This window comes from Collinsella sp. TF11-5AC, assembly GCF_003436775.1.
GTDB lineage: Bacteria > Actinomycetota > Coriobacteriia > Coriobacteriales > Coriobacteriaceae > Collinsella.
In genome coordinates this window covers 1-23,569 of the sequence record NZ_QSQO01000011.1, presented here as the reverse complement: position 1 = coordinate 23,569, position 23,569 = coordinate 1, and the positions used below count along the sequence as shown (strand labels likewise).

The following is a 23,569-nucleotide window of genomic DNA, read 5'->3' as shown; positions in this document are numbered from 1 at the left end:
TGGTGCGGCGTATAGGATTCGAACCTATGACGTTCTGATTCGTAGTCAGACCCTCTATCCAGCTGAGGTAACGCCGCGACTTGTTGATTATTATGCACAGGGACTGAATAATGGTCAAGCATTTTTTCAAAAAAAGTTATCGAATTTGATTTTTAATCATTTGGAGGGCTTGGCGCGATCTTCGACGCATCGCGATATAAGAAAAGCCCCCGTCGCCGGGAGCTTTAAAGCCAATTGGTGCGGCGTATAGGATTCGAACCTATGACGTTCTGATTCGTAGTCAGACCCTCTATCCAGCTGAGGTAACGCCGCAACGCACGGATTATTATGCACGTGACCCCTCGATGGGTCAAGCGACAATTTGGAAAAATTTTACGAAGTGATGATTAAGACGCCCGCGCCTCGACCGAGGTTCGAATCCATGCGGTGTTGCCATAAAAGAAAAGCCCCCGTTGCCGGAGGCTTTGAATTTCAATTGGTGCGGCGTATAGGATTCGAACCTATGACGTTCTGATTCGTAGTCAGACCCTCTATCCAGCTGAGGTAACGCCGCAGCGCAAAACATATAAAACCACTTTAGCTTATTGGAGTCAAGCACAATCTCAAACTTTTTTGTGGAACGCAGTTTTGTCATGCTGCTCCGCATATACCGTCGTTCCCCGTACGATCGATTGGCTTTTCGATCACGCCAAACTTAGCATCAAGTTCCCTCAGGAGCGATCTCACCCGCTGGGCACAATCATAATCGGCAAACGAGATACTCAACATGCGAGCAACCTGATTAGATGTCTGGACCCCATAGAAATGCTCTAGGGCCACAAGCCCCTCGTGCGCCACAAACGTCTCAACCACATGAGGCGACTCCTCGTAGCACCATTGCGTCAACGGCCCCTCGCTCGTCTGTCGAACCACCAGGCCACCCATGCCAGACGGCTCACACGTCACAAGCAGGTACTCCCCGCCCTCGTCGCTCTCAAACAAAACCACCCGATCATCAAACAGCTCCATCGCGTCCCCTTTCTCTCGCTCTTATTTAGCAAAAGCATAGCAGGTAGATGGCTGTATACAGAACAGTTGTTCGTGTGTTTTCTATTGAGCTGTCCGCACAGCATGGTATGGCCGTACACAAAAAGGGCACCCCAAAAAGGAGTGCCCTAGCAAATCGCTTATGCAGCCAATCTACGCGACCGGCTCGATCTTCTCGAGGCCGCCCATGTAGGGACGCAGAACCTCGGGGATCGTGATGGTGCCGTCAGCGTTCTGGTAGTTCTCCAGAATGGCTGCCATGGTACGGCCAGCCGGCAGACCGGAACCGTTGAGGGTGTGCAGATAGCACGAACCCTTGAAGTTCTCGGGGTCGCGATACTTGATGTTGGCGCGACGGGCCTGGAAGTCACCGCAGTTGGAGCAGGAGCTGATCTCCTTGTAGGCGTTGTAGCTCGGCAGCCAGACCTCGACGTCGTAGGTCTGACGGGCAGAGAAGCCCAAGTCGCCGGTGCACAGGCTAATCACGCGATACGGAAGGCCCAGCTGCTGCAGCAGGTACTCGGCCTCGGCGGTCATGCTCTCGAGCTCCTCGTCGGACTCCTCCGGCTTGGCAAACTTTACCATCTCGACCTTGTCGAACTCGTGCTGGCGAATGATGCCGCGGGTATCGCGACCAGCGGAGCCGGCCTCCTCGCGGAAGCAGGGGGTGAAGGCGGTGTAGCGGCGCGGCAGGGTATCGGCGTCGAGGACCTCACCGGCGTGCAGGTTGGTGAGCACGACCTCGGCGGTGGGGATCAGGAAGTTGTCGCCCGAGACGTGATAGGCGTCGTCCTCGAACTTGGGCAGCTGGCCCGTGCCGAACATGGTCTGACGCTTGACGACGATGGGCGGCCACCACTCCTTAAAACCACGGCTGGTGTGCGTATCGAGGAAGAAGTTGATGAGGGCGCGCTCAAGACGGGCGCCGGCGCCACCGAGAACGGTGAAGCGGCTGCCGGAGAGCTTGTTGCCGCGCTCGAAGTCAAGGATGTCGAGGTCGGTGCCCAGATCCCAGTGCGGCTTAAAGTCGAAGTCGAACTCGCGCGGGGTGCCCCAACGACGGCGCTCGATGTTCTCGTCCTCGTCCTTGCCGTACGGCGTGGCCTCGCAAGGAATGTTGGGCAGGTGAGCCATGAAGTCGTACTGCTCCTGCTCGAGAGCAGTGCGGCGCTCGGCCAGACCGTCAATCTTCTCGTTGACGGCGCGCACGGCCTCCTTGGCGGCCTCGGCCTCGTCCTTCTTGCCCTCCTTCATCAGGGCGCCGATCTTCTTGGACTCGGCGTTGCGCGTAGCTTGAAGTTCCTCGACCTCGGTGATGACGGCACGACGCTCGTCGTCGAGCTCAAAGAACTTCTCGCGATCCCAAGACGTCTGGCGGTTAGCCATGGCGACATCGATGGCATCGGGGTTCTCGCGAACAAACTTGATATCAAGCATTAGATCCTCCGGCGATATACATTCCATTTAGGTTGCAACCTTGTACATGTATGGGCAAGTATATACTTATGAGCGTTTACGACCCAACTCAACTACGCAAGAAGGCACCCAATGGACGCAGTTTTTTCCTTTTTGTTTGGCACCCGCACCGGTTTTGCCATCCTTTTCGCCGGCGGCATCCTGCTGTTTGCGATTATTGCCTTTGTAATGGAGAAGCGCACCCATAAGATGTATGTCGACCGCGGCCCCAAGTCCGAGGACGAAGAAGACAGCTTCTGGGACTAACCTGCCAAAAAGGGACAGGTTTATTTTGGTCGGTTTTATCTGGGCAAACGCAAGTGCCCCGCAACTGGAATTGAGCCAGTTGCGGGGCACTTTTCGCTAAAAGGACAAAACCGCAGGAAAAACCTGCCAAAATAAACTGTCCCTTTTTTGGTCGGTTTTACTGGAGGGTTGCGTCGATTGCCTTGACCAGGGCGCTGCGCATGCCGGCGTCCTCGAGTGCAACGACGCCCTTGATGGTGGCACCGCCGGGCGAGCATACGGCATCCTTCATCGCCGCAGGATGCTGGCCAGTTGCAAGCTGCAGCTTTGCCGTACCCAGCACCATCTGGCTCACAATGCGATAAGCATCCGCACGCGGGATACCGTGCTTGACCGCCGCATCGCCCAGGGCCTCGATTGCCATGGCGACAAACGCCGGAGCGCAACCACCCACCGTGCCGCCCACAAACAGCAGGCTTGTGTCGAGCTCGACGACAGCGCCAAGCTTACCGAGCAGGTCGAGCACCACAGCACGCTGCTCGTCGTTAAGCGTCGAAGCCTTCTCGCAGGCGATGACGCCCTCGCCCACCGAAACCGGCGTGTTGGGCACCGTCGAGATATGCGCGACGCCCGGCAGGACCTGCTCCCACTTGGCACTGTCCCAGGTCCAGGCAACCGACAGAACGACCTTTTTGGCAAGAGCATCCTTGAGCGGGGCGAATACCTTCTCGATCATGTACGGTTTGACCGCAGCGACCACGATATCGGATGCGGCGACAACCTCGGCGGCATCGTGGCAGGCGACCATGCCGCGCACCTCGCAACGCTCGACCAAAGCATCGTAGCGGCCTGCGCAGGCGCACATGTCGCCCGCGGCCACGCCGGCGGCAATCCAGCCATCGGCCATAGCACTCGCCATATTGCCAAAACCGACAAATCCGATCTTCATATCACACAGTCCTCTCAGATGCGTTCCTCAAAAACGAAAGTCATTGTCCCACGCTATTGTTTCGTATTGCCGACCTACTTGTGATACGGCTCGCCACGACTGATCTTGCAGGCACGGTAAATCTGCTCTAGCAGCACCACACGCGCCAGGTTATGCGGCAAGGTAATGCGTCCAAAGCTGAGCATCTCGTCGGCGCGGGCGCGCACCTCATCACTCACGCCGTCCGAACCGCCGATTACAAAGGCAATGTCGCTGCTGCCTCGCAGCATAAGATCGTCGAGCCTCGCCGAAAACTCCTCGCTCGAGCGCTCCTTGCCCTCGATAGCCAGCAGGATCACATGCGCTCGAGATGGCAAGGCGGCAAGAATCGCCGCCCCCTCCTTGTCGCGCGCGGCATCCACGCCGCCCGCCTTAGCCGGGTCGATATCGGCCACCTCGCGGATATCCACCTTGGCATAGGCACCTAGGCGCTTGGTGTACTCAGCGCACGCGTCCTTCCAAAAGCGCTCCTTGAGCTTACCGACGCAAACGACGGTGTATTTCACGCGCGTCTACTCCTTCGAATCGTTTTGAACTTTGCCGGCGGCCAGCATCTGCTCGAACATCGAGGCCGACTGCGAAAAGTCGCTCGGCAGCACGACCGTCGAGGTTTTACCCGTGCGAGCGAACTCCGTCATCATCTCGGACCACTGCGTAAACATGAACAGTTGGTTGGCCTCGTCATTGCCGACACCCGTCTCCTGGATGATCTCGAGCGAATCTTTGATACCCAGCGCGATGGCCTTGCGCTGGTTGGCGATGCCCTCACCCGCCTTTTCCATAGCCTCGGCCTCGGCGGTCGCCTCGGTGACGCGCTTGATGCGGTCGGCCTCGGCGAGTTCCTGCGCGGCAGCGCGCTTGCGCTGGGCAGCGTTGATGTCGTTCATGGAGTTCTCAACCTCGGTCGGCAGTGCGATTTTGGTGATGAGCGTCGACACGAGGGTGAAGCCGTAGGCGGCCATCTGCTCGGAAACGGTAGCGTTGACATCCTTGGCGATGTCATCCTTCTTGGCAAAGACCTCATCGAGTGTGTAGACGGGGATGGAGGAGCGCAGGGCGTCGGTGATGAAGTCGCGCATCTGGTCGACGGGCTCCTGCAGCATATAGTAGCTCTTGTAGATGCCCGAATCTGCCGGGCCGGCGCCCATGTCATAGCTCACGTGGTACTGAGCGGAGACCTCAAGGCCAATGGTCACGTTGTCTTGGGTCTTAACGTCGATGCCAAAACCATTTTTCATGGTACGCAGACTCACCGTGGCGGCCTTGCGGTCAATCACGGGCACCTTCACGTGGAAGCCCGCGTTGACGATACGATTGAACTTACCCAAGCGCTCGATGATCACAGCGTGCTGCTGCTCAACGACGTAGCAGGCGTTGGGGAGCAGCAACAACAGGATGATGATGGGAATCAAAAGGCTGGTAAGGGCGGCGATGATACCGGAAAACAGCATGGTCTCTCCTCTGATAGGCACACGTTGGCATTAGGATACCCGTCCAAGGAGATCGTGCATAACAAAAAAGCTCCCATTGCTGGGAGCTCTTTCAATCCATGGTGCGGGCGAAAGGACGTCCGCGTATCCGCTTCGCGGATCCGCACCGGCTTCGCCCGCCTGCCGGCGGACTCGCCAGCTCGCTAAAAACGCTCCGCGTTTTCTTGACGCTCGCTCCTTCACAGGTTCAAGTCCCTGCGATGAGCACATAACAAAAAAGCTCCCATTGCTGGGAGCTCTTTCATTTAATGGTGCGGGCGAAAGGACTTGAACCTTCATGGGGTTGCCCCCATACGGACCTGAACCGTACGCGTCTGCCAATTCCGCCACGCCCGCGTGCAGGAATTAGAATAACGGAGCGCCACCGCGAACGCAAGAACTATTTTTGAAAAAGTTTGCAGGCATTTTCCCAAGCGGCATGCGCGATTGTTTCGGCGTCCTCACCAGTGCGATCGACACGGTCGTTAACCAGCGCGTTTGCCGTAATGGAGATCATTGCGGGCTCGCATTCAAGACCGCGGATGGGCTCCGGAGCCATATACGGGCAATCCGTCTCGAACAAAATTCGATCGAGTGGGGTTGCCGCAAATGCCTCGCGCACGTCGTCGTTGCGCTTAAAGGTAGCCGCACCACCATAGGCGATATAGCAGCCCAGCTCCACAAAGCGCTCCATCGTGGCGCGGTCCTCGCCAAAACAGTGCAGCACACAACCGGCCTGGGGCACGCCCACCTCACGAAGCACGTTGTACGCATCCATATGCGAGGTGCGCTCCCCATCCGAGTCCTCGTGCCGCAGGTGCAACTCCACCGGCACATTGCAGCGCACGGCGACTTCGAGCTGACGTGCCATGCAATCAATCTGCACGCTGTGGGGCGCCGGCGTGATGTCGTCGTCGTAATCCATGTGGTAGTCCAGACCGATTTCGCCAATACCGGCGCACAAAGGGTCATCAAGCGCAGCAACAACCTGCGCGTGAATGTCGTCGGTATAGTCCGGCGCGCCATACGGATGCACGCCGGCAAGATACTTGATCTGCGGGATATCCTGCATCGGCAGAATTTCGCGCGTCAGCCAGTCGCTATAGTCCGTCACGCTGCGCTTGTCGGCGATGGGGTCGAAGACCGTCACCAACAGGTCGATGCCTGCCGCCTTGGCACGCACGAGTGTCTCGGGCACATCCTTGCCCCAGAACGAAAGCAGATGCGCATGCGTGTCGGCAAGCGGCGCCAAGGGCACGGGACAAGCAACCGTCTTCTTTTTCTTGGTAAACGTCACACGTTCGGCATTAGGCATCATGGATTAGCTCCTGGGCCAGACGGACAAAGTCGGCAACATCAAGCGTCTCGGCGCGCGTGGTGGGTGCGATACCGCAAGCCTCAAAGGCGGCATCGAGCACGTCCTTGGCAAAGCCGTTGGCGCTCATGGAATTGCGGATGGTCTTGCGACGCTGAGCAAATGCAGCGTCAATCACGCGGGCCACAAATTCGCGATCGAGTCCTTCGGGCACTACACCGTCAACACGGTCGATACGCACGACGGCCGAGTCCACGTGTGGTGCCGGCATAAAGCAACGCGGCGGCACCTCAAAGCGACCCGTTACCTGCGCATACAGGCCAAGCTTTGCCGTATAGCCGCCATAGGTCTTGTTGCCCGGCACTGCGGCAATGCGATCGGCAACCTCCTTTTGCACCATGACGACGGCGCGCTTGAGCGCCGGCATCGTCTGGAAAAATTGCAAAATGATCGTCGCCGCCACGTTATAGGGCAAGTTCGCGACAAATACCGTCGGCTCACCGCCCGCAGCCTGCTCAATCTGCTCCGGGCCCACCTTAAGCGCGTCGCCCATGATAAAGCGGAAGTTGGCATAGTCGGCGGCATGGGCATCGAGCACCGGCTCAAGCTCGGGATCGGCCTCAATGGACGTAACGCACGCCGCTTCCTGCAGCAACGCAAGTGTCAACGTACCGCAACCTGGACCCACCTCGAGTACGCGCTCGTCACCTGCAAGCTCGGCAAGCTCGCAGATACGTTCGATCACATGATTGTCGATTAGAAAGTTCTGGCCCAGGCGATGCTTGGTCGCAAGGCCAAACTCCTCCAGCAGCTCCCTGGTGGCCGTGGGGTTTGCCAAAGGCGAAGTTGTCATGGTTGCCTCCTTAGCATGATGGCGGCGTCTTGAAACAAAAGGGCATGGACCGTGGCGGCCATGCCCTTACAGCTAAACAGCAAATTGCCGATATGGCGCTCGCGCGGTCTCTACGCCAGACGCGGGAACAGCGGATCGCCCTTCTCGACGGGCTGACCGCCGGCAAGCAGGCCCCAAGTGCAAATGCCCTTGAGGTCGTCGCTCGCGGCCTCGCCCTCACAGGACAGGCGGCGCAGGGCCTCGGCAGAGGTCTGAGGCATGAGCGGCATCAGCAGGTGAGCGGCAATGCGGATGGCCTCGAGCAGGTTGTAGATCACAAACGCCAGCTCGTCAGCCTTGGCCTCGTCCTTGGCAAGTGCCCAAGGCTCGGAGTCCTCGATGTAGTGGTTGGCGGCGTGAATGAGCTCCATGACCTCATCCTTGGCTCCGCCGTAATCGAGCACGTCCATCTTGGCCATGTAGCGGTCGACCAGGCCATCGGCGATCTTTGCCAGCGGGTTGTCGAACGCATCGAACGATGCGGGCTTGGCGGGCGCGCAACCGTCAAAGTACTTGCCGCTCATGTTGAGCGAACGCGAGATAAGGTTGCCCCAGCTGTTGGCCAGGTCGGCGTTGTAGACCTGCTCCATGCGATCGAAGCTGATGGCGCCGTCGGTACCGGGAACGACATCGGTCATAAAGTAGTAGCGATAGCCCTCGACGCCCAGCATGTCGATAACGTCCTGCGGAGCGATGGCGTTACCGCGGCTCTTGGACATCTTCTCGGCCTTGCCGGTCTCGGCATTGCGCACGGTCAGGAAGCCGTGGGCAAAGACGTGCTCGGGCAGGGCCTCGCCGATGGCCATGAGCATGGCGGGCCAAATGACGCAGTGGAAGCGGATGATGTCCTTACCCACGATGTGGAACTGCGCGGGCCAGCGATAGGCCAGCTCGGCACGCGCCTCGTCGGTGTCGACACCGTAGCCGACGGCCGTCATATAGTTGAGCAGCGCGTCAAACCATACATAGGTCACATGGCCCTCGTCAAACGGAACCTGGATGCCCCAGTCAAAGCTCGTGCGACTCACGGAAAGGTCGTTGAGGCCGCCCTCGACAAAGCTGCGAACCTCGTTCATGCGGAACGCAGGCTCGACAAAGTCGGGGTGCTCGTCATAGAGCTTGAGAAGCTTGTCCTGGAAGGCGGAAAGCTTAAAGAAGTAGGACTCCTCCTGGACGCGCTCAAGCGGACGGTGGCAGTCGGGGCATAGATGCTGGCCGACGCTGCCGTACTCCTCGTCGCCCTTCTGGACCTGCGTATCGGTGAAGTAGGTCTCGTCAGGCACGCAATACCAACCGTCGTAGCTGCCCTTATACAGATAGCCGGACTCCTTCATGCGCTCCCACAGGTACTGCACGGCATGATGCTGGCGCGGCTCGGTGGTGCGGATGAAGTCGTCGTTGGAGATCTCGAGCTTGCTCCAAAGCTCCTTGAAGTGCGGAGCCTGGCTGTCGGTCCACTCCTGCGGCGTCATGCCATGCTTGGCTGCGGCCTCGGCGACCTTCTCGCCGTGCTCGTCCATGCCGGTCAGGAACTTGACGTTATAGCCGGCGGAGCGGCGATAGCGAGCCTGAACGTCGGCGATGATGGTGGAATAAGCCGTGCCCAGGTGCGGATCGGCGTTGACGTAGTAGATGGGCGTCGTGATAAAGAACGAAGGCTTGCTTTGATCCATGGGGTTTGTCCTCCAGAAAAACGTTGCATACAGGGGATGATTCTAGCGCAAGGGCTGGATATCCTCCATCTATTGCATATCGAGCACCATGGCATAGACATCGCGCTTGCGGCGCGAATACTTCTGAGACAGGCGCTTGGCCACCGCAGAGGCGGGCTCCCCCTCCTCGAGCGCGGTGCGGATATCCTCGCGCAGGGCATCGTCGGGATCCGCTACCGCAGCGCCAACCGGCGCGATGCCGGCCTCCTCGTCCTCGCTCGGCGGCGCGATGACCAGCGCAATCTCGCCCTTTACCTCGCCGCGAGCACGCAGCTCCTCGGCAAGCTGGTCAGCGGGCCCGCGCAAGACCTCCTCGTGCAGCTTGGTGAGTTCGCGGCAGACGGCAAGCTCACGCTGGGGAAAGACCTCCGCCACGGCCTCGAGCGTCGCCACGATGCGATGTGGAGACTCGTAGAAGATGAGTGCGCCGGGCACCACGGCAAGGCGCTGCAAACGGCGCACACGGTCGCCGTGCTTTCGGCCCAAAAAGCCCTCGAAGAAAAAATGCTCGCAGGGAATGCCGGACGAAACGAGTGCCGTGACGCAAGCAGAGGGTCCGGGAATAACTTCGACAGGCACATCGGCCTCACGCGCCGCCTCGACCAGCGCCTGGCCGGGATCGGACACGCTCGGCATGCCGGCGTCCGAGGCAAAGGCGAGGGTCTCCCCCGCCAGCAGACGGTCGACCAGGCCGGCAGCGCGGCTAGCGATCACATTCTCGTCGCAACGGACAAGCGGCTTGGAAATACCCAGGTGCATCAGCAGCTTTGACGTCACACGCGTGTCTTCGCAGCAAATGGCATCGGCGGCGGCAAAAGCCTCGCCAACGCGCGAGGACAGGTCGCCTAGGTTGCCGATGGGCGTGCCGACCACATAGAGTTTGCCCGTATGGGCGCTGTTTTGCGTCATATCAACCTATTCAATCATGCCGCGCTCGAGCGTACCGAGCGCCGCGCGGGCGTCCCATGCTGCAATGCGCTTCTCGGTCTTCCACGTTTGAAAGAACCAACCGGCAGCCGGCGCAAACGAAGCCAGCTGGTTGGCGATAAACACGCGCTCGTAGGCATTGCGGCCCTCGGGCGTAACCGACGAGTTGGCAAAGATCGCCGCGCCCGACCATTCGCCCACCAGCACGGGGAACCCAGTCGAAATCGCCTCTTTAAGCTCGCGCTTGTTACGCGAAATCGCCGTCGTCAGCCCGCGAGGGCTCGTGATGTCGAGCGCATACTCGTCGCGGTAATGGTACAGGTGAAGGTCCATGTAGACGTTCTTGTACTTGGCGCCGCGCATAAAATGCTTCCACTCGCTGGGATGCCCCGACGACGAGAAGACGACGATCTTATCCTCGGGCATATACGAACGGACGAGCTCGTAGGCATCGCGATAGAAATTGCGCAGGTAGTGGGCCGGAATGCCATCCGTCATGGTGAAGAGGCTCTTGCGAACGCTCATCTGCGGCGTGTCCAGCAGCTCAATGCCCAGCAGGCTCTCGGCCTCGCCATAGCGATCGGCCAAGCGCTCGAGCACGTCGAGTGCGACATGACGGCCGTTGGTGGACGAATGCCACTCGGCGACAGCCTCCGGCGTGGTGGGCGAATCGTTGGAATCGCCCTGGCCACCGGGCACGGTTGCCAGATCGAGCAGCACGCGGATGTCGTACTTGGCAGCCCACTCAATTGCACGGTCAATGTAGTCGACAACCGAGATGTAGGACGCATCGGACCCCTGTGAGCCAAAGGCATACCAGGGCACCGGCAGACGCACGGCATTGAGGCCAATCTGCGCCATGCGGCGAAAATCGTCCTCGCTCACAAACGTCTCGTAATGGCGGCGCATGCGCTCGTTATAGGCGGCGGTACCCATGGCCTCCTGTAGCTCGGCCGCGTTGGATGCACCGGTCGCCGCGTACAGCGACGGGGTCACCCAAGGCTCGGGAATAAACCAGCCAGAGAGATTAACGCCGAGTATCCTCTCCATCACTGCCCCCTTCGGATCATGCAGGTCGAACCCGCATCGTATTGCGTAGGATAATTATCGTTTTGAGTATACCCGCGTGTGCGGACAGGCGACCGAACGGTCTGCAAAGTGACGCGAAAGTGGGAGGAATGTCTGGGAGCAGACGGGCTCGGAATGGTGCGACGAGGTGTGTACGCGCGCCAAAGGCAGGCACCGGAAAGCATGTCCCGTTCTATCGCTCAATAATGGGGCGCATTTTCCGCAGAACCCTACATAAAAGAAAAGGACCCCTTTGCAGAGGTCCTAGTCAATTCAAGGTGGCGGGGAAGGGAATCGCGTCCGCGCGCTGCGCGGACGGACCGCTGCGGCGCTTACGCGCCTTGCGAGCTGCGCTGGCAAACGCTTACGCGTTTACTCAGCTCCGCGCCCTCACGGGGTTCGATTCCATGTAGGGGCTGCATAAAAGAAAAGGACCCCTTTGCAGAGGTCCTAGTCAATTCAAGGTGGCGGGGAAGGGAATCGAACCCCTGACACGAGGATTTTCAGTCCTCTGCTCTACCAACTGAGCTACCCAGCCATTTGAGGTGTGCCTTGTTTCAAGGCTTGATTAGTATAACCAAGGACGCGTTCCGGTCAACCGAGAATTTCAAAAAAGTTTTTGAGCACAGCCTCGGTTCTATAAATCGGCACGTCAGAGGCATCAGCCGGCAGCAAGAAGTTTTTCGCTCAGAGCCGCACGGGCAAACTCACTTGGCGTCATCCCCTCGGCAGCCGCCCGTCGACGAATGGCCTCCTTCATTCCCGGAGGAATCTTGACCGACAGCGTTGCCGTCCCCTCACCTGAGAGTGGGGGCCGTCCATGCACGATCCCACCAACGGTGTGTTCGCCATCCGGAAACTCTCCGCGCTCGTACGACTCGCACCACGCGTCAATCGTTTCATCCGTTACAACCTGACCATTAGCGGCCGTATACGTCTTGCCCATCATCGACCCCTTTGCCGAGCCCGTTCAATCTCCTGCCAAAATTTCTTCTGGACTGGAGACAAGGCATGAATGATAAGCCACCCACGGACAAGCTCGACCGCGGCAAGCTCCACGCTTCGTCCGTCTGGGAGCCATCCAATCGCAAGCCATCTCGGCGGCTCGTCCTTCGACTCGCGACGAATGCACTCAGTAACCGCAAGCCAAACGCTAAGCACCTGCTTTTCTGTCAGGTGCTTTTTAGCGTTGGGATGGATCTCAACATCCATGCATCTTCTCCTCCATCTTACCCAATTTCGTATGACGAAAGTCCGCTGTCGCCAATTCTTAAGCCGGCACGCGTTGGAGAGCAGGGGTCGAAACAATGATTGAAGAGCGCTCTAGTGCGGCCCAGGCGCCGGGGCAGGAGCACATACGCCAGGGACATACGTTTTCGTAGCGCGCGAGGATATTGCCGTCGCGATCGATGAAGGCGATGTCGATGGGATAGGCCATAAAACACGTATGGACCGAAGAGCAGCGTGGAAACGCCATGACAAGCGGCAGGCCGTTGGCGGCAACCGGACACCGTCCCAGCATGCCGCGCAGGCGCACGACAAACGACTCCGCCACCGCAAACTCGGCCGGCGTCCAACCCAGCCTGTTGAGTGCCCGCGCGTAGGCGATGTAGGACGAGACCGCGGTCACATGACCACCCCCGGACGCCATGGATCGACCGTCACCGCGCGCTCGTGCGACAACGTTGTCGGCGCCCCCAGCGGAACGCCAGCGATGCTGAGAGAAGTCGGCCACGGCTCATAGTGCATGGTGCAGGTGTAGGTCCTAAACGTACCGGATAGGGAGAGCAGACCACCATCCGATGCCTCCGCGCCTTGCTCGCTCGACACTTCGATCTGCAAGTCATAGCCTTCCATGGCATTCAGAATTTGAGTCTGGACCGTCGCCGAGGCATCGACAGAGCTTTCGTCGCCCTCCCCCTCCGACGCCACGGCGTGCGCCAACACGATGTCGGGCACCACGCGGTCGAAGCGCGCGACAGCGCTGGCAAAGATCATGACGTTGTACACGATGAGTGCCAGCACCAGCAAAACGGGCGTAACCACTGCCATCTCCACCGTCGCTTGGGCGCGCTCCTCGCGCAGACGCATGCGGATACTCATTACGACCCACCGCCCAGAGCGCCAACCAGCGTGGCGACATCGACGGTGAGCGGGATGGAGCCGCCGCCGGGCAGAGGAATCTCCGCAAGCGTGAACACCGTACCGCTGATGGTGCGTTCGACTTGATATTCCAACGCCTCGCAAAGCGCCTTGGGATCGGTCACGCCCAACGGAATACTTCGCAGTTTGTCTTGCGCTTGAGAGAGGCCAGCAATGTCAGACCCCGGGCTCTTAATGACGTTGGCGGAATCAGTCAGCACCGGCTTTCGCAGGCGCAAGTCGCACGGTTCCAAACCCAGCGCCGCCACGGACGCCGAAACGGTATCGCCGAGCCACGATGCAATGGAGCCCAACGCGCCGCTGCCCCCTCCTAGGCCTTTAATCATCTCGTCCATAAGTTCGTCGGCCGAACCTTGGATGTCTCCGTATCCCACAAGCAGCCGTCCCCAGACATCCATGACGCCGTCGAGCACGCCGGCAACGCCGCCCGAGCGTTCCTTCAATGTCGAGAAAAATCGCGAAAGCACGTTGTTTTGCGCCGTCGCCCCATCGGGCGCCAGCACCGCGGCAGAGATGGCACCGCGATCGCCAAGTCTGACTGCCGTGTTAAACGAAGAGTTGAGTTCATCGGAGCTCGAGATGGCACCCGAAACCGCAAAGGCAACCACGCCGTTGCGACCGGGCGGAGCGATACGCGGGCGCTCACCGGAAAGTTCTTTGATGGCGGTATCGAACGCATTGCCCGCACGGTCGGCTTCGTCCTCGGTCTGACGCTCGAGCTCGAGCTCCTTGTTGCGACAGTCGACGTAGTCCTCCAGGGCGTCTTTAAACTTGTCAAAGTGATACTCGAAGCCGTTTTCGATAGAGGTTGAAGGCGCCGCAACAGCACCAAGCGACAAAACGCCAAAATGGCATTTGCTGCATTTATCCTGTCCATCGTAATCGGCAACCGAAGCAAATCCGCTCGGCGTCCCTTTCTTATAGTTAGGGCAGGTCGTCCCGTAATGCAGATACGCCTTGTCATCGTTCACGCTCGTCGGCCACACCGCATCGGTATAGAGTTCCGTCGCCCGAACCTCATCAGAGTTGCGCGGCAGCAGCGGAATATAGGAGGAAACCCTGTCTCCGTTCTCGGTTATATATGCCCGATCGACCTCCGCGTTCGCATAGGTATAAAACGCCTTACGCGCCGCAGACTCTGCCTTCATCTCGACACTCGAGCCCTGGGGCTTCTCATTTGTCAGACGCCAATGGTAGTAGTCCTTCGCGCGATCAAGGGCAACTTGAGGCTCCCACGTAACGCTCGATGAGTAATGCGGATTTTGAACACCGGAGAGATCCGTTAGGCTTTTCGCGCGCTCCCACATGCAAGAACAGCTGCCGACCGAGCCCTTGTCAGACCCACCACAATCCGCCAGCCAAGCACGCTCTTTAGCCTTCGCCGTGTCCTCAGAAGCCTTCCGCAGCTCCTCGGCCGCACGCTCTAAATCATCTGATGTGTCTTTAATGGTATCGGTCGAGATCTCTGACCCTTTGATCGCAGCGAAGTCCGACTCGGATGTCCTGGGCACGGCAAGCGCCGTACCGGTATAGGTCACACTATCGGTATTCTGCGCCGACACCGCCTGCGTGGCACGCGCGGCGATCAGATACGGCAGAGCCGTCTCGATTTTCTGTAAGCCTTCCGATGCGCTTTTGGCAAACTTGTTGCGCGTTTTAATGATCTCGATCCCGGTGTCGACCATATTGCCGGCAACCGGCTCGGCACCCGGGATGAGGATGGCGACCAGGCCCGTCCCGATCGTGGCAAACCCCGCCAGCCCCAGACTCAAGATACTCGCATCAACCACCGTGGCAGCCGTGTGATAGGACGACACCACGTTGGCACCCGCCAGCGCGCCGCTATCAGCCGCCACCTGGGTGTCCCCGGCACGCGACATGCTCCATATCGCCGCGGTCGACGAAAACAACAATGTGAGCACCACTAGGATGACCACGGCAGAAGAAAGCGTGGTATAGGCACCGTCTTCGATAAACAGATCGACACCGGCTCGACCCATAAAGCCGCCTCGCTTGCGATGGCAGCTCGGACGGTGCGTCAAAACGCGTCTAGACCAGAAACGCTTAATCCCATGCAGCAATCCACGAATCATAATCTCCCTCCAGCCATTCGGGACGCGATTGATACGAGACATCGACCTTGAGCTCAACGTAGCCGCCCTCGGCGGTACCACCCATAGCCTGCACAAACGCACCGATCACAGGCAACGGCTTGACCTCGCCGGAAACGGACACGGACGAGGCGCCACCCGCACCGACCCGGCCAAGCTCGATATCCCACGACAACGGCCCGCCGGCATGAAAGATCGAAACGTTGGGCACTGCGGCAAGTCGGCGGCGGGTGAACTCCTTAAGATCGTCGTCCTCCGCCGTCGTCGTGGTCATGAGCCGCGCGGTCTCGGCGGCGGCAGACTCCATGACCGCGCGCGTATAGAGCAGACACACCGGTTGCAGTGCGAGAAGGATGAGCGTCAGAAACGTCGGCAGCAAAAAAGCGGCCTCGACCGTAGACTGCGCCCGGTCCTCGCGCGCGATATCAATACAGCGCGATGTCCTCAGCACCCGCAGCAGCGTCGACAACCGATGTCGAGGTGACGCCGTGAGACGCCGCCCGCTCGACCAGCGCCGCCAAGCGCCCATCGGTGCCAGCACGCCAAAGCCCCGCAATCGCCAGCACGATCGATAACAGCGCCACCGTGACGATGGCGTATTCCACAGTCGCTTGGGCAACCTCCTCACGCAGAACGCCATGCATTTCACGACCCCTCCTTTGAGCTTATTGTTTGCGGGACCAGGCGCACGGCGCGCAGACGACACGAAGCATCGCCAGTATCCGCAGCAACCGTCACCATATCGACCCAGCCGCGTCCGTCACGCACGATGGCGCCCCACACGTTTCCCTTGATGTCGAGATAGCCGCTCAGAGCAAGTTGCGCCGTGGGTACCTCGCGATAGGAACGCAGCATATCCGCCGCCGCTTCGGTCATCGGTCGGTCCTCGGACCATGCAAGCCGGACCACAATCGCGTTGCCCCCAGGCGAATCCGTCGCAGTGCCAGACCGCTTGTCGAGCGTCCGCAGAAAGGTTTGCGCCGTGACAGCGACATCCGAATCGTCCGCATCTCGCATCTCATCTTTTTGAGACGCCACCGCCGAATCTGAGCCCAAATCGGAGGCGGTCCCAGGACGCTGCTGCCGCGCGGCGTTAAGCCCCCAAAGCACCGCCGCTATCGCCACGGTCAGGCAAGCAAACACCAGCAGCACCCCGACGGGGCGCTCGCCCTCTACAGGCTGTTGATGCCCTCGCTGATAGCGTTCCATAGATCTTGGACCTTGCCCTTAAATGCGACGATGGCGATAATCGCGATCACCACGAGCACGCCGACCAAGATGGCATACTCGGTGGTACCCTGCGCACTCTCCTCCTGCAATAGTTCCTTGGCGCGCTGACGAACATGTGCCGCCCGGCAAAACGCCCAGCCCTGCACCTTGCCAGCAGTGTCAGTCATCGTGTTCATGTATTCCTCCCTACATCATCCCGCCTGCTCCCAGCAGCGGGCCCAATATGGACAGAAGCAACGCCGGCAAGATGAGCGTGCCGGTGGGAATCAGCAGCTTGACGGGCGCACGCTCGATCTCGCGCTCGACCGCGGCGCGATGAGCCGCACGGATCTCGCGACTTTGAGCGGCCAGCGTCTCGGCAAGTGGGGCACCCAGGGCGAGCGCCTGCCCCACCGTGATGGCAAAGGTCTCGAGCGCTCGCACGTCCAGGTCGCGCGCGGCGGCCAACAACTCGTCCTCACGCGTGCCCACGCCCACCTGCCACGCCATGCAGGCGCGCTCAAGGCGAAGAGCCAGCACTGACCGGCGGTTGGCGCAGAAAATCTCAAGCGCCGCATCAAACGAAAGACCGGCCGAAAGACCCAAGCGCACAACATCAATCATCTCGGACACTTCGCCGAGCGACACTCGCGCCGGGCCGCCCGCTCCAACCGCGCCCTTCACTCGCGCGGTCAGAGCATCGACCACCGAGCGACCCGCGGCAGCGACCAGCACCGCCTCGCGCTTGCAGGCCCCTGCGATCTTGCGTGCATCCGCCCGATCCAAACCCGTCGCGACAAATACACTCAGGGCGCACAGGCAAGCCGCAACTGCAACCGGGGCGCTCATAGCTCCACCCGCATAATGCGCCGGATAACCACCAGGGCAACGGCGTTGAGGGCAAGACCCAACACCACAGCGCCCGCGCCGGCGGGCGTCGCAAGACCGCGACGAAAATCTGCCGAAAGCAGCGCCAACACCGCGCACATGCCCGCCGGCATCGCCGCGACCATATGCGCAGACATGCGAGCCTGCGACGTCTTAACATCCAGGCGGCGCTTGAGCTCGATGCGCTCCCCCACCATGCTCGACGCCTCGGACAGTAAGTCGGCAAGCGGAGCGCCGGTGCGCTGAGACACCTTAAGCGCCAAGGTCACAAGCGAAAGACCGGGGGCGTCGATACGCACGAGCAAGTCATCGAGCGCGTCGGTCGCCGAGATGCCGCAATCGATCGCCGCCGCCACCCGCAAAAACTCGGTATGCACTGGCTCTTGCGCATGAGCGCCCACAAAGCGCATGCCCTGGGCCAGCGAATGTCCCGAGGCAAGCGACATGGAAAGTGCGGTAAACGCCTCGGGCATTGCCTCTTCTGCATCGTGTTGCTCGCGCCGGCTCTCAAAGCCATCCCAAGCGGCACCAACGGCAAACGGAGCAACAAGTCCCGAGGCAAATCCGAGGGGCGATAACGACACCATCGTTAGTAAAACGCAGCAGACACCGCTCGATAGCAGCAGAAACGCCAAACGTCCCGAAGCATCTTCGATCACGAGGCCAAGGCGATGCGCCGGAGCCAGCGATGCCCACGAACGGGCGATCTTTTTCAGCAGATCGTTTTCCACCAGCTCACGCGGCAGCTTCTCTGCCACCGTCTCGAGCGCCTGACGTGCCAGCTCCGCCGGCGGTACCTGCGGCACACGAGGTTCCACTCCGCACGCCGTCGCGACAGAAAGCCCTGCCAAGCCCCCTACGACGAGGGGCACAGTGATCTCCATTCGTCCACCTCCTCTTGTGTGAGCGTCCCCGACCGCAGGCCTTCTGCGATAAACGGCGGCTCGCGGTCAAGCGTCCAGGTGCGCTCGGCGGCATCGAACGTCACATAGCGCTCGAGCTCTACGCCACCCGATGCGGCGCGTCGCACCCCCGAATACGAGGAGACGAAACGCCTGCCATCGGCGTGGCGCTCGGACATCACGATGCCGTCGAGCGCCATGGCAATCTGCTCCTCGATGAGCTCGCTCGGCAGATCGATGCCATAACGTGCAAGCAACGTCAGACGCACCACGGTCTCCTGTTCTGAACCCGCATGAAGTGTGGTGAGCGACCCGTCGTGGCCCGTGTTCATGGCCTGCAACATGTCGCAGCACTCGGCACCGCGCACCTCGCCCACCACGATGCGGTCGGGGCGCATGCGTAGGGCATTAGTTACCAGGTCGCGGATCGTCACCGCGCCCTCGCCCTCAATTGAAGCCTCGCGCGCCTCTAAGCGCACCACGTGCGGATGATGCGCAAACTTGAGCTCGGCAGAGTCCTCGATCGTCACGATGCGCTCGCCGGTGGAAATCTCACATGACAACGCGTTGAGCAGGGTGGTCTTACCAGATCCCGTGCCTCCCGCAACCGCCAGGTCCTGTCGCAGCGACACCGCACACGACAGCAGCTGCGCATACCAAAGCGGCAGCGATCCCAACCCCACGAGCTCGTCCAGCGAGCAGATACGGTCCGAGAACTTTCGGATGGTGAGAATCGGTCCGTCAATCGCCACAGGCGGAATCACCGCGTTGACGCGATAGCCCGTTTTGAGGCGGGCGTTGACGATGGGGCTGCGCTCGTCGATACGGCGGCCAAGTGGCGAGATAATGCGGTCGATAAGCACACGGATCTGCTCATCATCCTCAAACGCATGCTCGATGGGGTACAAGACGCCGCCGCGTTCAAAGAAAGCCGAGCGGCAGCCGTTGATCATGATCTCGGTAACGGTGTCGTCCTCGATGAGCGGCTGCAACGGCCCCAAGCCCACCACGTCATCCAAGATCTCGTCGATGATGGTCTCGCGCTCGGGCGTCGCGAGATCGGTCGACTCCTCAACATTGAGCGCCGCCTCCACCGCAGGACGCAATTCCGAGCGGGCAAGTGCCGGGTCGATATAGGCGCTGATACGCGCCACTTCGTCGTAACCCATGCGGTCCATCACGGCGCGCTTGGTGCGTCGTTTCACCGCGCGGCGACGCCCCGCATCTACAGGCGCTGCCGCCGCTGCAGCGCCGGCAGCCTTAATCCTCGTTTGCAGGCTCATCGCTGATCACCCTCGCGCGACCAGGGAAGGCGGATACGCGGGCGTTCGGTACGCGTTGCACGGTCGGCGACCATATCGCTCCAAGGGCCGACGGCGCACCCCAGTTCCACGAGCATCTCGCGCGTGGCCTCGCGCATGCTAGTCGCAAAAGCGCTGGTCTGCCCCACCGCCTCGTCAGCGCGCCCAAACGCCATGAGCGCGGCGAGATCCTGCCCGCCATCGGCGATACGAATCTTGGAGCTCAACGCACAGGCAATCTCAAAGCGCATGGCGACGTCCTCGTCTGCCCCGCGCGCACCGAACCGGTTGAACACGGCGCTCATGCGCGTGCGCGGCACACCTACTCGACTTGCCAGTTCGATGACGCGCGACGCCGATGTCGCGGACGACACCGCCGCATCGCCAACGACCAGGCAACGGTCGCTCGCCGCCACCGCAGCCGCCACGGCGTCGCCCCAAAAGACCGAGGTATCGATAAAGACCACGTCGGATTCGCGACGCAGAACATCAAGCAGTAGCTCCACCGGACGCGCCATGAGCTCGGCTTGCTCGGGCGCCGCGACGGGACCCCAGAGCGTAACGCCCGGCGCCACGCGCATCGATGTGGCTACGATATCCGGCTCGGTGAGCGTGCCCGCCGCCGACGGCTCGATAAGTGCCGCCATATCGCGCGGAGCATCGACGCCTAACAAGTCGTAAAGGTTTCCAAACATCAGGTCCAGGTCGAGCACGGCGGCACGCAAGCCCAACAGCGACGATGTGTGTGCCATGGCGGCAACGATCGTCGACTTGCCGCAACCGCCCGAACCCGAAATAGCGCAGATGACCGGAGCTCGATGCGGCGGAGCGGCAGCGTCTGCCGGCGGCATCGGAGGCGGCGGGGCGGGCGTCGGTGGCAGCGCACCCGTCTCCCCCGCCGCAACCACACGCTGCGTCCAAGCCGGCATGGCAGCTTGTTCGGTCTGCGAGGCAGGCTCGTTCTGTACAATCTGCTCATGCTGCATCAGCGACAACTCGCCGCACCCGGCAAAGCCCTCAACTTCGTCGAGTTCATCCGCCAGATTCACGCCGTGCACGTATCCCATATCTACAGCCGGGGAGTCGCCAGCATGCTGCGCCGGCCCTCCAGCGTCATCGTCTACAAGGGGGTTCCGGGGGCGCCGACCATGCTCGGCTTCCGCTTTTCCATAATCATCAACACGCGGGCCTCTTGTAGCGCGAGGCGCCCCGGGTTCCCTATCAACAAAAGCATCGGGCTCAATCGTCATGCGCCGATCGGAATCAACCGCTCCCTCGCCCGCACGCCCGTTGCCGCATATACTGTGTGCAGCGATGACCTCGGTCGCCCCCGCGCGAAACAGCCCCTCGATATCCGACGGATCGAGCGCTTCTATCAACACGACCACGCGACTCACGCGGCCTTCGGCCGTCAGGCGCGCAACAGTCTTGCGCACATCTTCAGTATCAAACAGAGACGCCGCGATGATGGCAGCCCCGCGGCGCGACGGAAACGCCCGCGCCATGGAAACCAGCCCGTCCAGGTCACCCACGCGAAGCACCTGTGCACCCGCATCACGGCCCTCGACTTCCCGCTGCAACAGCCCGTAATCGCCGCACGCGCAGCACGCAAGCCAGATCGCCTTCATCACTCGTCGCCTCCGCTCTTTTTGCCGCGCGCCGTGGCGGGAATCGTCAAGCTGACCGTTCCCTTGCCCGAGGCTCCCAGCAGTTCCTTGACGTCTTCGGGGTCAGCCGCCAGCGTCACCCATTCGATCTTGCCCTCGCGCGTGGCACCGGAATCCTCACTGGTATCGATCACGTACGCGCCGCACAGCCGATCGGTCACGCCGTCTTTTTGCACATACACATCCACGTAGCTACCCACGCCCGTAGCACCGCCGACCGAGTGCTCGGCATCGACCGCCACCGAAACGGCGACCTTGCCCTTAGGCACCTCGAGCTTGCGGCTCTCGACCTTGGTGTAGACATTGCAGATCACGGCGTTTTTGGGAATACGCGAAGTCGTCACGTCGCCGCGCACCTGGCGCAGCTCGGTCGCCGCGTCACGCGGCAGCAGACTCGTCAGCCACTCCTGGGTTATGACATTGGTCTCATCGAGGGTCTCGCCCACATCGATATCGCGCGCCGCGACGCATACCTCGACGCGATCGCCACCGTACTTGGCCAAGGTCTCAGCCTGGACCTGTTCGGCTTGCGAGCGGATCGACGAGCCGTAAACCATGCAGAGCAGAGCAGCGAGCACGCCCGCGACCAGACTGATGGCGATGCGCTTGCTCTTGTTCACGGCCGCTCCTCTCATGGCAGTGCCGGGCGAATGCCCGTACCACCATTGTCTGGGCGGCCAGAGTGCAAAGCGGCGCAATCGCAATCTTGGTTTTCGATGTCAAACCAATCGCTGACCAAAAGCTGAACAGCCCGTCAAGCTCGTGACAAGGTTTTGGTCAGCACGTCAGCAAACTGCATGTTTCGAGGCTTTTCCGCAGCAAAAAAGCCGTCTCCCGAACAGTTGGGAGACGGCTGTCATAGATAAATTCAATTACAGATGGACATCGGGATCGAGCATTTGAGCGCTCACGCGCATGGATGACGCCAGATTTTGGAACGTTTCCAGACGCAGGCCGTCGATCTGCCCGGCGTCCTCGGCCTCGCGAACGGCGCAACCCGGTTCGTGGGTATGCGTGCAGTCGCCAAACCGGCACGCACGCGATGCCTCGACAATCTCGGGGAAGGCGCGTGCCAGACCCCGCTCGTGACCCACGAGCGGCAAACTGCGCAGACCCGGGGCATCGGCGATCACGCCGGCGTCGCCCGGCAGCGCCACCATCACGCGCGCGACGGTAGTGTGACGGCCCTGGTCGTCGCGTTCGCGCACACCGCCGGTCGCCAACGTATCGTGGCCCAGCAGTGCATTGAGCAGCGTCGACTTGCCGGCACCCGACTCGCCCAGAATCATGGCGCAGCTCCCGGCAGGCACGCAGGCACGGACCTCGTCCAGACCGCGGCCCTCGGCAGAAGACGTCACGATCACGCGCACGTCCGGACCCACCAGACGACGCACGCGGTCCAGATCGCGCTCGAGCTCATCGGCCTCGCAGCGGTCGGCCTTGGTGAGCACCACCACCGGCTCGGCATCGCAATCGAGCGCCAATACCAGTGAGCGCGCCACGCGATCGAGCAGCACCTCGCCGGCGCCGAGCGCCTGCACGATCAGCACGCTGTCAACGTTGGAGCAGAGCACCTGGCGCTCACCGCGGGCACGGCCACGCCAACGCTCAAAGCTCGTACGGCGCGGCAGCACGCACTCAATCACGCCCATATCGTGCCCGGGAGCGCGGCGCACCGCCACACGGTCGCCCACGGCAGGCAGCAGGACCTCGTCCTCGCCGCGCGACTTGGCAAATCCCACGGCATGCTCGGCGCGGAAGGTATCGTCGGCAGTCGCCACCAGCGGAAACCCACGATCCAAGCGCACCACGGCGCCAAGCTGCATCTGCTCGGGCTCCTCGGCATGTGCGCAGAAATCATCAAAGGCAGCCTGCTGAGCTTCATCGACCGGCAGGTCATCAAACGCCGGAACATCCTGCAGCGCGTCAAGCCCCGGTACACTCGCCAGCAACTCCTCAGCAGATGCAGGGGGTTCGGTCGCGAGCTTCCGACGACGATCACGCTTAGCCCGCGCCCCCGTCGTCTTTTTCTTCGCTTTAGCCTTAGCCTTGCCCACAGATGCCTCCCAGCACAAAACCACACAACTGAGCAGGTATTTTAAATCAAAAAGAGCTGGCCGGGCAAAGCCCGACCAGCTCACAAACTTTCCCTCAGCCAATGGTCCCGAGAGGTTATCCGAAGGCCCGCCCGTGAACTGCCTCCCATTTCTTGGACACAAGAAATGGGAGG

Annotated in this window: 25 protein-coding genes and 5 tRNA genes; 1 reads left to right on the top strand and 29 read right to left on the bottom strand. The window is 60.9% G+C overall.

Features of this window, described 5'->3' with window-relative positions:
• The 5 genes from DXD16_RS06315 to serS all read right to left on the bottom strand — a co-directional run bounded on the left by DXD16_RS06315 (position 1) and on the right by serS (position 2,463).
• Positions 1 to 77: transfer RNA gene (locus DXD16_RS06315), tRNA-Arg, on the bottom strand.
• Positions 78 to 235: 158 nt separating this feature from the next.
• A tRNA-Arg gene (locus tag DXD16_RS06310) sits at positions 236 to 312 on the bottom strand.
• A 164-nt stretch (positions 313 to 476) separates the two neighbouring features.
• Positions 477 to 553: transfer RNA gene (locus tag DXD16_RS06305), tRNA-Arg, on the bottom strand.
• 77 nt (positions 554 to 630) lie between these two features.
• On the bottom strand, positions 631 to 1,008 hold the full coding sequence (locus DXD16_RS06300) for a hypothetical protein (protein ID WP_117655501.1): 378 nt from the start codon (positions 1,006 to 1,008) through the stop codon (positions 631 to 633).
• A 171-nt stretch (positions 1,009 to 1,179) separates the two neighbouring features.
• Positions 1,180 to 2,463, bottom strand: a complete 1,284-nt coding sequence (serS, locus tag DXD16_RS06295) for a serine--tRNA ligase (RefSeq protein ID WP_117655500.1) — start codon at positions 2,461 to 2,463, stop codon at positions 1,180 to 1,182.
• Positions 2,464 to 2,574: 111 nt separating this feature from the next.
• On the opposite strand from serS, the gene DXD16_RS10370 reads away from it, so the two are divergent.
• Positions 2,575 to 2,748, top strand: a complete 174-nt coding sequence (locus DXD16_RS10370; protein ID WP_168170424.1) for a DUF6724 family protein — start codon at positions 2,575 to 2,577, stop codon at positions 2,746 to 2,748.
• A gap of 157 nt (positions 2,749 to 2,905) precedes the next feature.
• Here the strand turns inward: DXD16_RS10370 and proC are convergent, their stop codons facing one another.
• The 24 genes from proC to rsgA all read right to left on the bottom strand — a co-directional run bounded on the left by proC (position 2,906) and on the right by rsgA (position 23,165).
• A complete protein-coding gene (gene proC, locus DXD16_RS06290; RefSeq protein WP_117655499.1) occupies positions 2,906 to 3,676 on the bottom strand; it encodes a pyrroline-5-carboxylate reductase in 771 nt (256 codons plus the stop codon).
• 74 nt (positions 3,677 to 3,750) lie between these two features.
• Positions 3,751 to 4,221 carry a 23S rRNA (pseudouridine(1915)-N(3))-methyltransferase RlmH gene (gene rlmH, locus DXD16_RS06285; protein ID WP_117655498.1) on the bottom strand — a complete coding sequence of 157 codons (471 nt, stop codon included), beginning with the start codon at positions 4,219 to 4,221 and terminating at the stop codon, positions 3,751 to 3,753.
• A gap of 6 nt (positions 4,222 to 4,227) precedes the next feature.
• Entirely contained in the window at positions 4,228 to 5,166 is a 939-nt protein-coding gene (locus tag DXD16_RS06280) for an SPFH domain-containing protein (RefSeq protein WP_055250521.1), read from the bottom strand.
• 288 nt (positions 5,167 to 5,454) lie between these two features.
• Positions 5,455 to 5,541, bottom strand: a tRNA-Leu gene (locus DXD16_RS06275).
• 43 nt (positions 5,542 to 5,584) lie between these two features.
• Positions 5,585 to 6,502, bottom strand: a complete 918-nt coding sequence (locus DXD16_RS06270; protein ID WP_117655497.1) for a TatD family hydrolase — start codon at positions 6,500 to 6,502, stop codon at positions 5,585 to 5,587.
• Positions 6,492 to 7,352: a 16S rRNA (adenine(1518)-N(6)/adenine(1519)-N(6))-dimethyltransferase RsmA gene (rsmA, locus tag DXD16_RS06265; RefSeq protein WP_117655496.1), complete on the bottom strand. Its 861-nt coding sequence runs from the start codon at positions 7,350 to 7,352 to the stop codon at positions 6,492 to 6,494. Before rsmA ends, DXD16_RS06270 begins: the two co-directional genes overlap by 11 nt.
• Before the next feature lie 110 nt (positions 7,353 to 7,462).
• Entirely contained in the window at positions 7,463 to 9,064 is a 1,602-nt protein-coding gene (gene metG, locus DXD16_RS06260) for a methionine--tRNA ligase (protein WP_117655495.1), read from the bottom strand.
• Positions 9,065 to 9,133: 69 nt separating this feature from the next.
• On the bottom strand, positions 9,134 to 10,012 hold the full coding sequence (gene rsmI / locus DXD16_RS06255) for a 16S rRNA (cytidine(1402)-2'-O)-methyltransferase (RefSeq protein ID WP_117655494.1): 879 nt from the start codon (positions 10,010 to 10,012) through the stop codon (positions 9,134 to 9,136).
• A 6-nt stretch (positions 10,013 to 10,018) separates the two neighbouring features.
• Positions 10,019 to 11,080 (bottom strand): glycoside hydrolase family 5 protein, encoded by a 1,062-nt coding sequence (locus DXD16_RS06250; protein WP_055250529.1) that lies wholly within the window; start codon positions 11,078 to 11,080, stop codon positions 10,019 to 10,021.
• Positions 11,081 to 11,563: 483 nt separating this feature from the next.
• A tRNA-Phe gene (locus DXD16_RS06245) sits at positions 11,564 to 11,636 on the bottom strand.
• A 123-nt stretch (positions 11,637 to 11,759) separates the two neighbouring features.
• On the bottom strand, positions 11,760 to 12,044 hold the full coding sequence (locus DXD16_RS06240; RefSeq protein ID WP_117655493.1) for a ribbon-helix-helix domain-containing protein: 285 nt from the start codon (positions 12,042 to 12,044) through the stop codon (positions 11,760 to 11,762).
• Between the two features lie 324 nt (positions 12,045 to 12,368).
• Positions 12,369 to 12,728 (bottom strand): DUF192 domain-containing protein, encoded by a 360-nt coding sequence (locus DXD16_RS06230; protein WP_233502638.1) that lies wholly within the window; start codon positions 12,726 to 12,728, stop codon positions 12,369 to 12,371.
• Positions 12,725 to 13,201, bottom strand: coding sequence for a TadE/TadG family type IV pilus assembly protein (locus tag DXD16_RS06225; protein WP_117655490.1), 477 nt, complete (start codon positions 13,199 to 13,201; stop codon positions 12,725 to 12,727). Before DXD16_RS06225 ends, DXD16_RS06230 begins: the two co-directional genes overlap by 4 nt.
• The gene (locus tag DXD16_RS06220; protein WP_117655489.1) at positions 13,201 to 15,261 is read right to left on the bottom strand and encodes a hypothetical protein; all 2,061 of its coding nucleotides are present in this window, start codon (positions 15,259 to 15,261) and stop codon (positions 13,201 to 13,203) included. The genes DXD16_RS06225 and DXD16_RS06220 overlap by 1 nt, the downstream gene beginning before the upstream one ends.
• A 64-nt stretch (positions 15,262 to 15,325) precedes the next feature.
• On the bottom strand, positions 15,326 to 15,823 hold the full coding sequence (locus tag DXD16_RS06215; RefSeq protein WP_231501542.1) for a TadE/TadG family type IV pilus assembly protein: 498 nt from the start codon (positions 15,821 to 15,823) through the stop codon (positions 15,326 to 15,328).
• The gene (locus DXD16_RS10205) at positions 15,798 to 16,016 is read right to left on the bottom strand and encodes a hypothetical protein (protein ID WP_055250538.1); all 219 of its coding nucleotides are present in this window, start codon (positions 16,014 to 16,016) and stop codon (positions 15,798 to 15,800) included. Before DXD16_RS10205 ends, DXD16_RS06215 begins: the two co-directional genes overlap by 26 nt.
• A 1-nt stretch (position 16,017) precedes the next feature.
• Entirely contained in the window at positions 16,018 to 16,581 is a 564-nt protein-coding gene (locus tag DXD16_RS10200) for a hypothetical protein (protein ID WP_147326459.1), read from the bottom strand.
• Positions 16,545 to 16,778 (bottom strand): hypothetical protein, encoded by a 234-nt coding sequence (locus tag DXD16_RS06205; RefSeq protein WP_117628991.1) that lies wholly within the window; start codon positions 16,776 to 16,778, stop codon positions 16,545 to 16,547. The genes DXD16_RS10200 and DXD16_RS06205 overlap by 37 nt, the downstream gene beginning before the upstream one ends.
• A gap of 10 nt (positions 16,779 to 16,788) precedes the next feature.
• Complete coding sequence (locus tag DXD16_RS06200; protein WP_055250542.1) at positions 16,789 to 17,430, bottom strand: type II secretion system F family protein; 642 nt, start codon at positions 17,428 to 17,430, stop codon at positions 16,789 to 16,791.
• Positions 17,427 to 18,353 carry a type II secretion system F family protein gene (locus DXD16_RS06195; protein ID WP_117634303.1) on the bottom strand — a complete coding sequence of 309 codons (927 nt, stop codon included), beginning with the start codon at positions 18,351 to 18,353 and terminating at the stop codon, positions 17,427 to 17,429. The genes DXD16_RS06200 and DXD16_RS06195 overlap by 4 nt, the downstream gene beginning before the upstream one ends.
• Positions 18,326 to 19,654 carry a CpaF family protein gene (locus tag DXD16_RS06190; protein WP_117655487.1) on the bottom strand — a complete coding sequence of 443 codons (1,329 nt, stop codon included), beginning with the start codon at positions 19,652 to 19,654 and terminating at the stop codon, positions 18,326 to 18,328. Before DXD16_RS06190 ends, DXD16_RS06195 begins: the two co-directional genes overlap by 28 nt.
• Entirely contained in the window at positions 19,651 to 21,300 is a 1,650-nt protein-coding gene (locus tag DXD16_RS06185) for a P-loop NTPase (RefSeq protein WP_117655486.1), read from the bottom strand. The genes DXD16_RS06190 and DXD16_RS06185 overlap by 4 nt, the downstream gene beginning before the upstream one ends.
• Complete coding sequence (gene cpaB / locus DXD16_RS06180) at positions 21,300 to 21,959, bottom strand: Flp pilus assembly protein CpaB (protein WP_226790441.1); 660 nt, start codon at positions 21,957 to 21,959, stop codon at positions 21,300 to 21,302. Before cpaB ends, DXD16_RS06185 begins: the two co-directional genes overlap by 1 nt.
• Before the next feature lie 252 nt (positions 21,960 to 22,211).
• Positions 22,212 to 23,165 (bottom strand): ribosome small subunit-dependent GTPase A, encoded by a 954-nt coding sequence (gene rsgA / locus DXD16_RS06175; RefSeq protein ID WP_199408138.1) that lies wholly within the window; start codon positions 23,163 to 23,165, stop codon positions 22,212 to 22,214.
• Between the last annotated feature and the right edge of the window lie 404 nt (positions 23,166 to 23,569).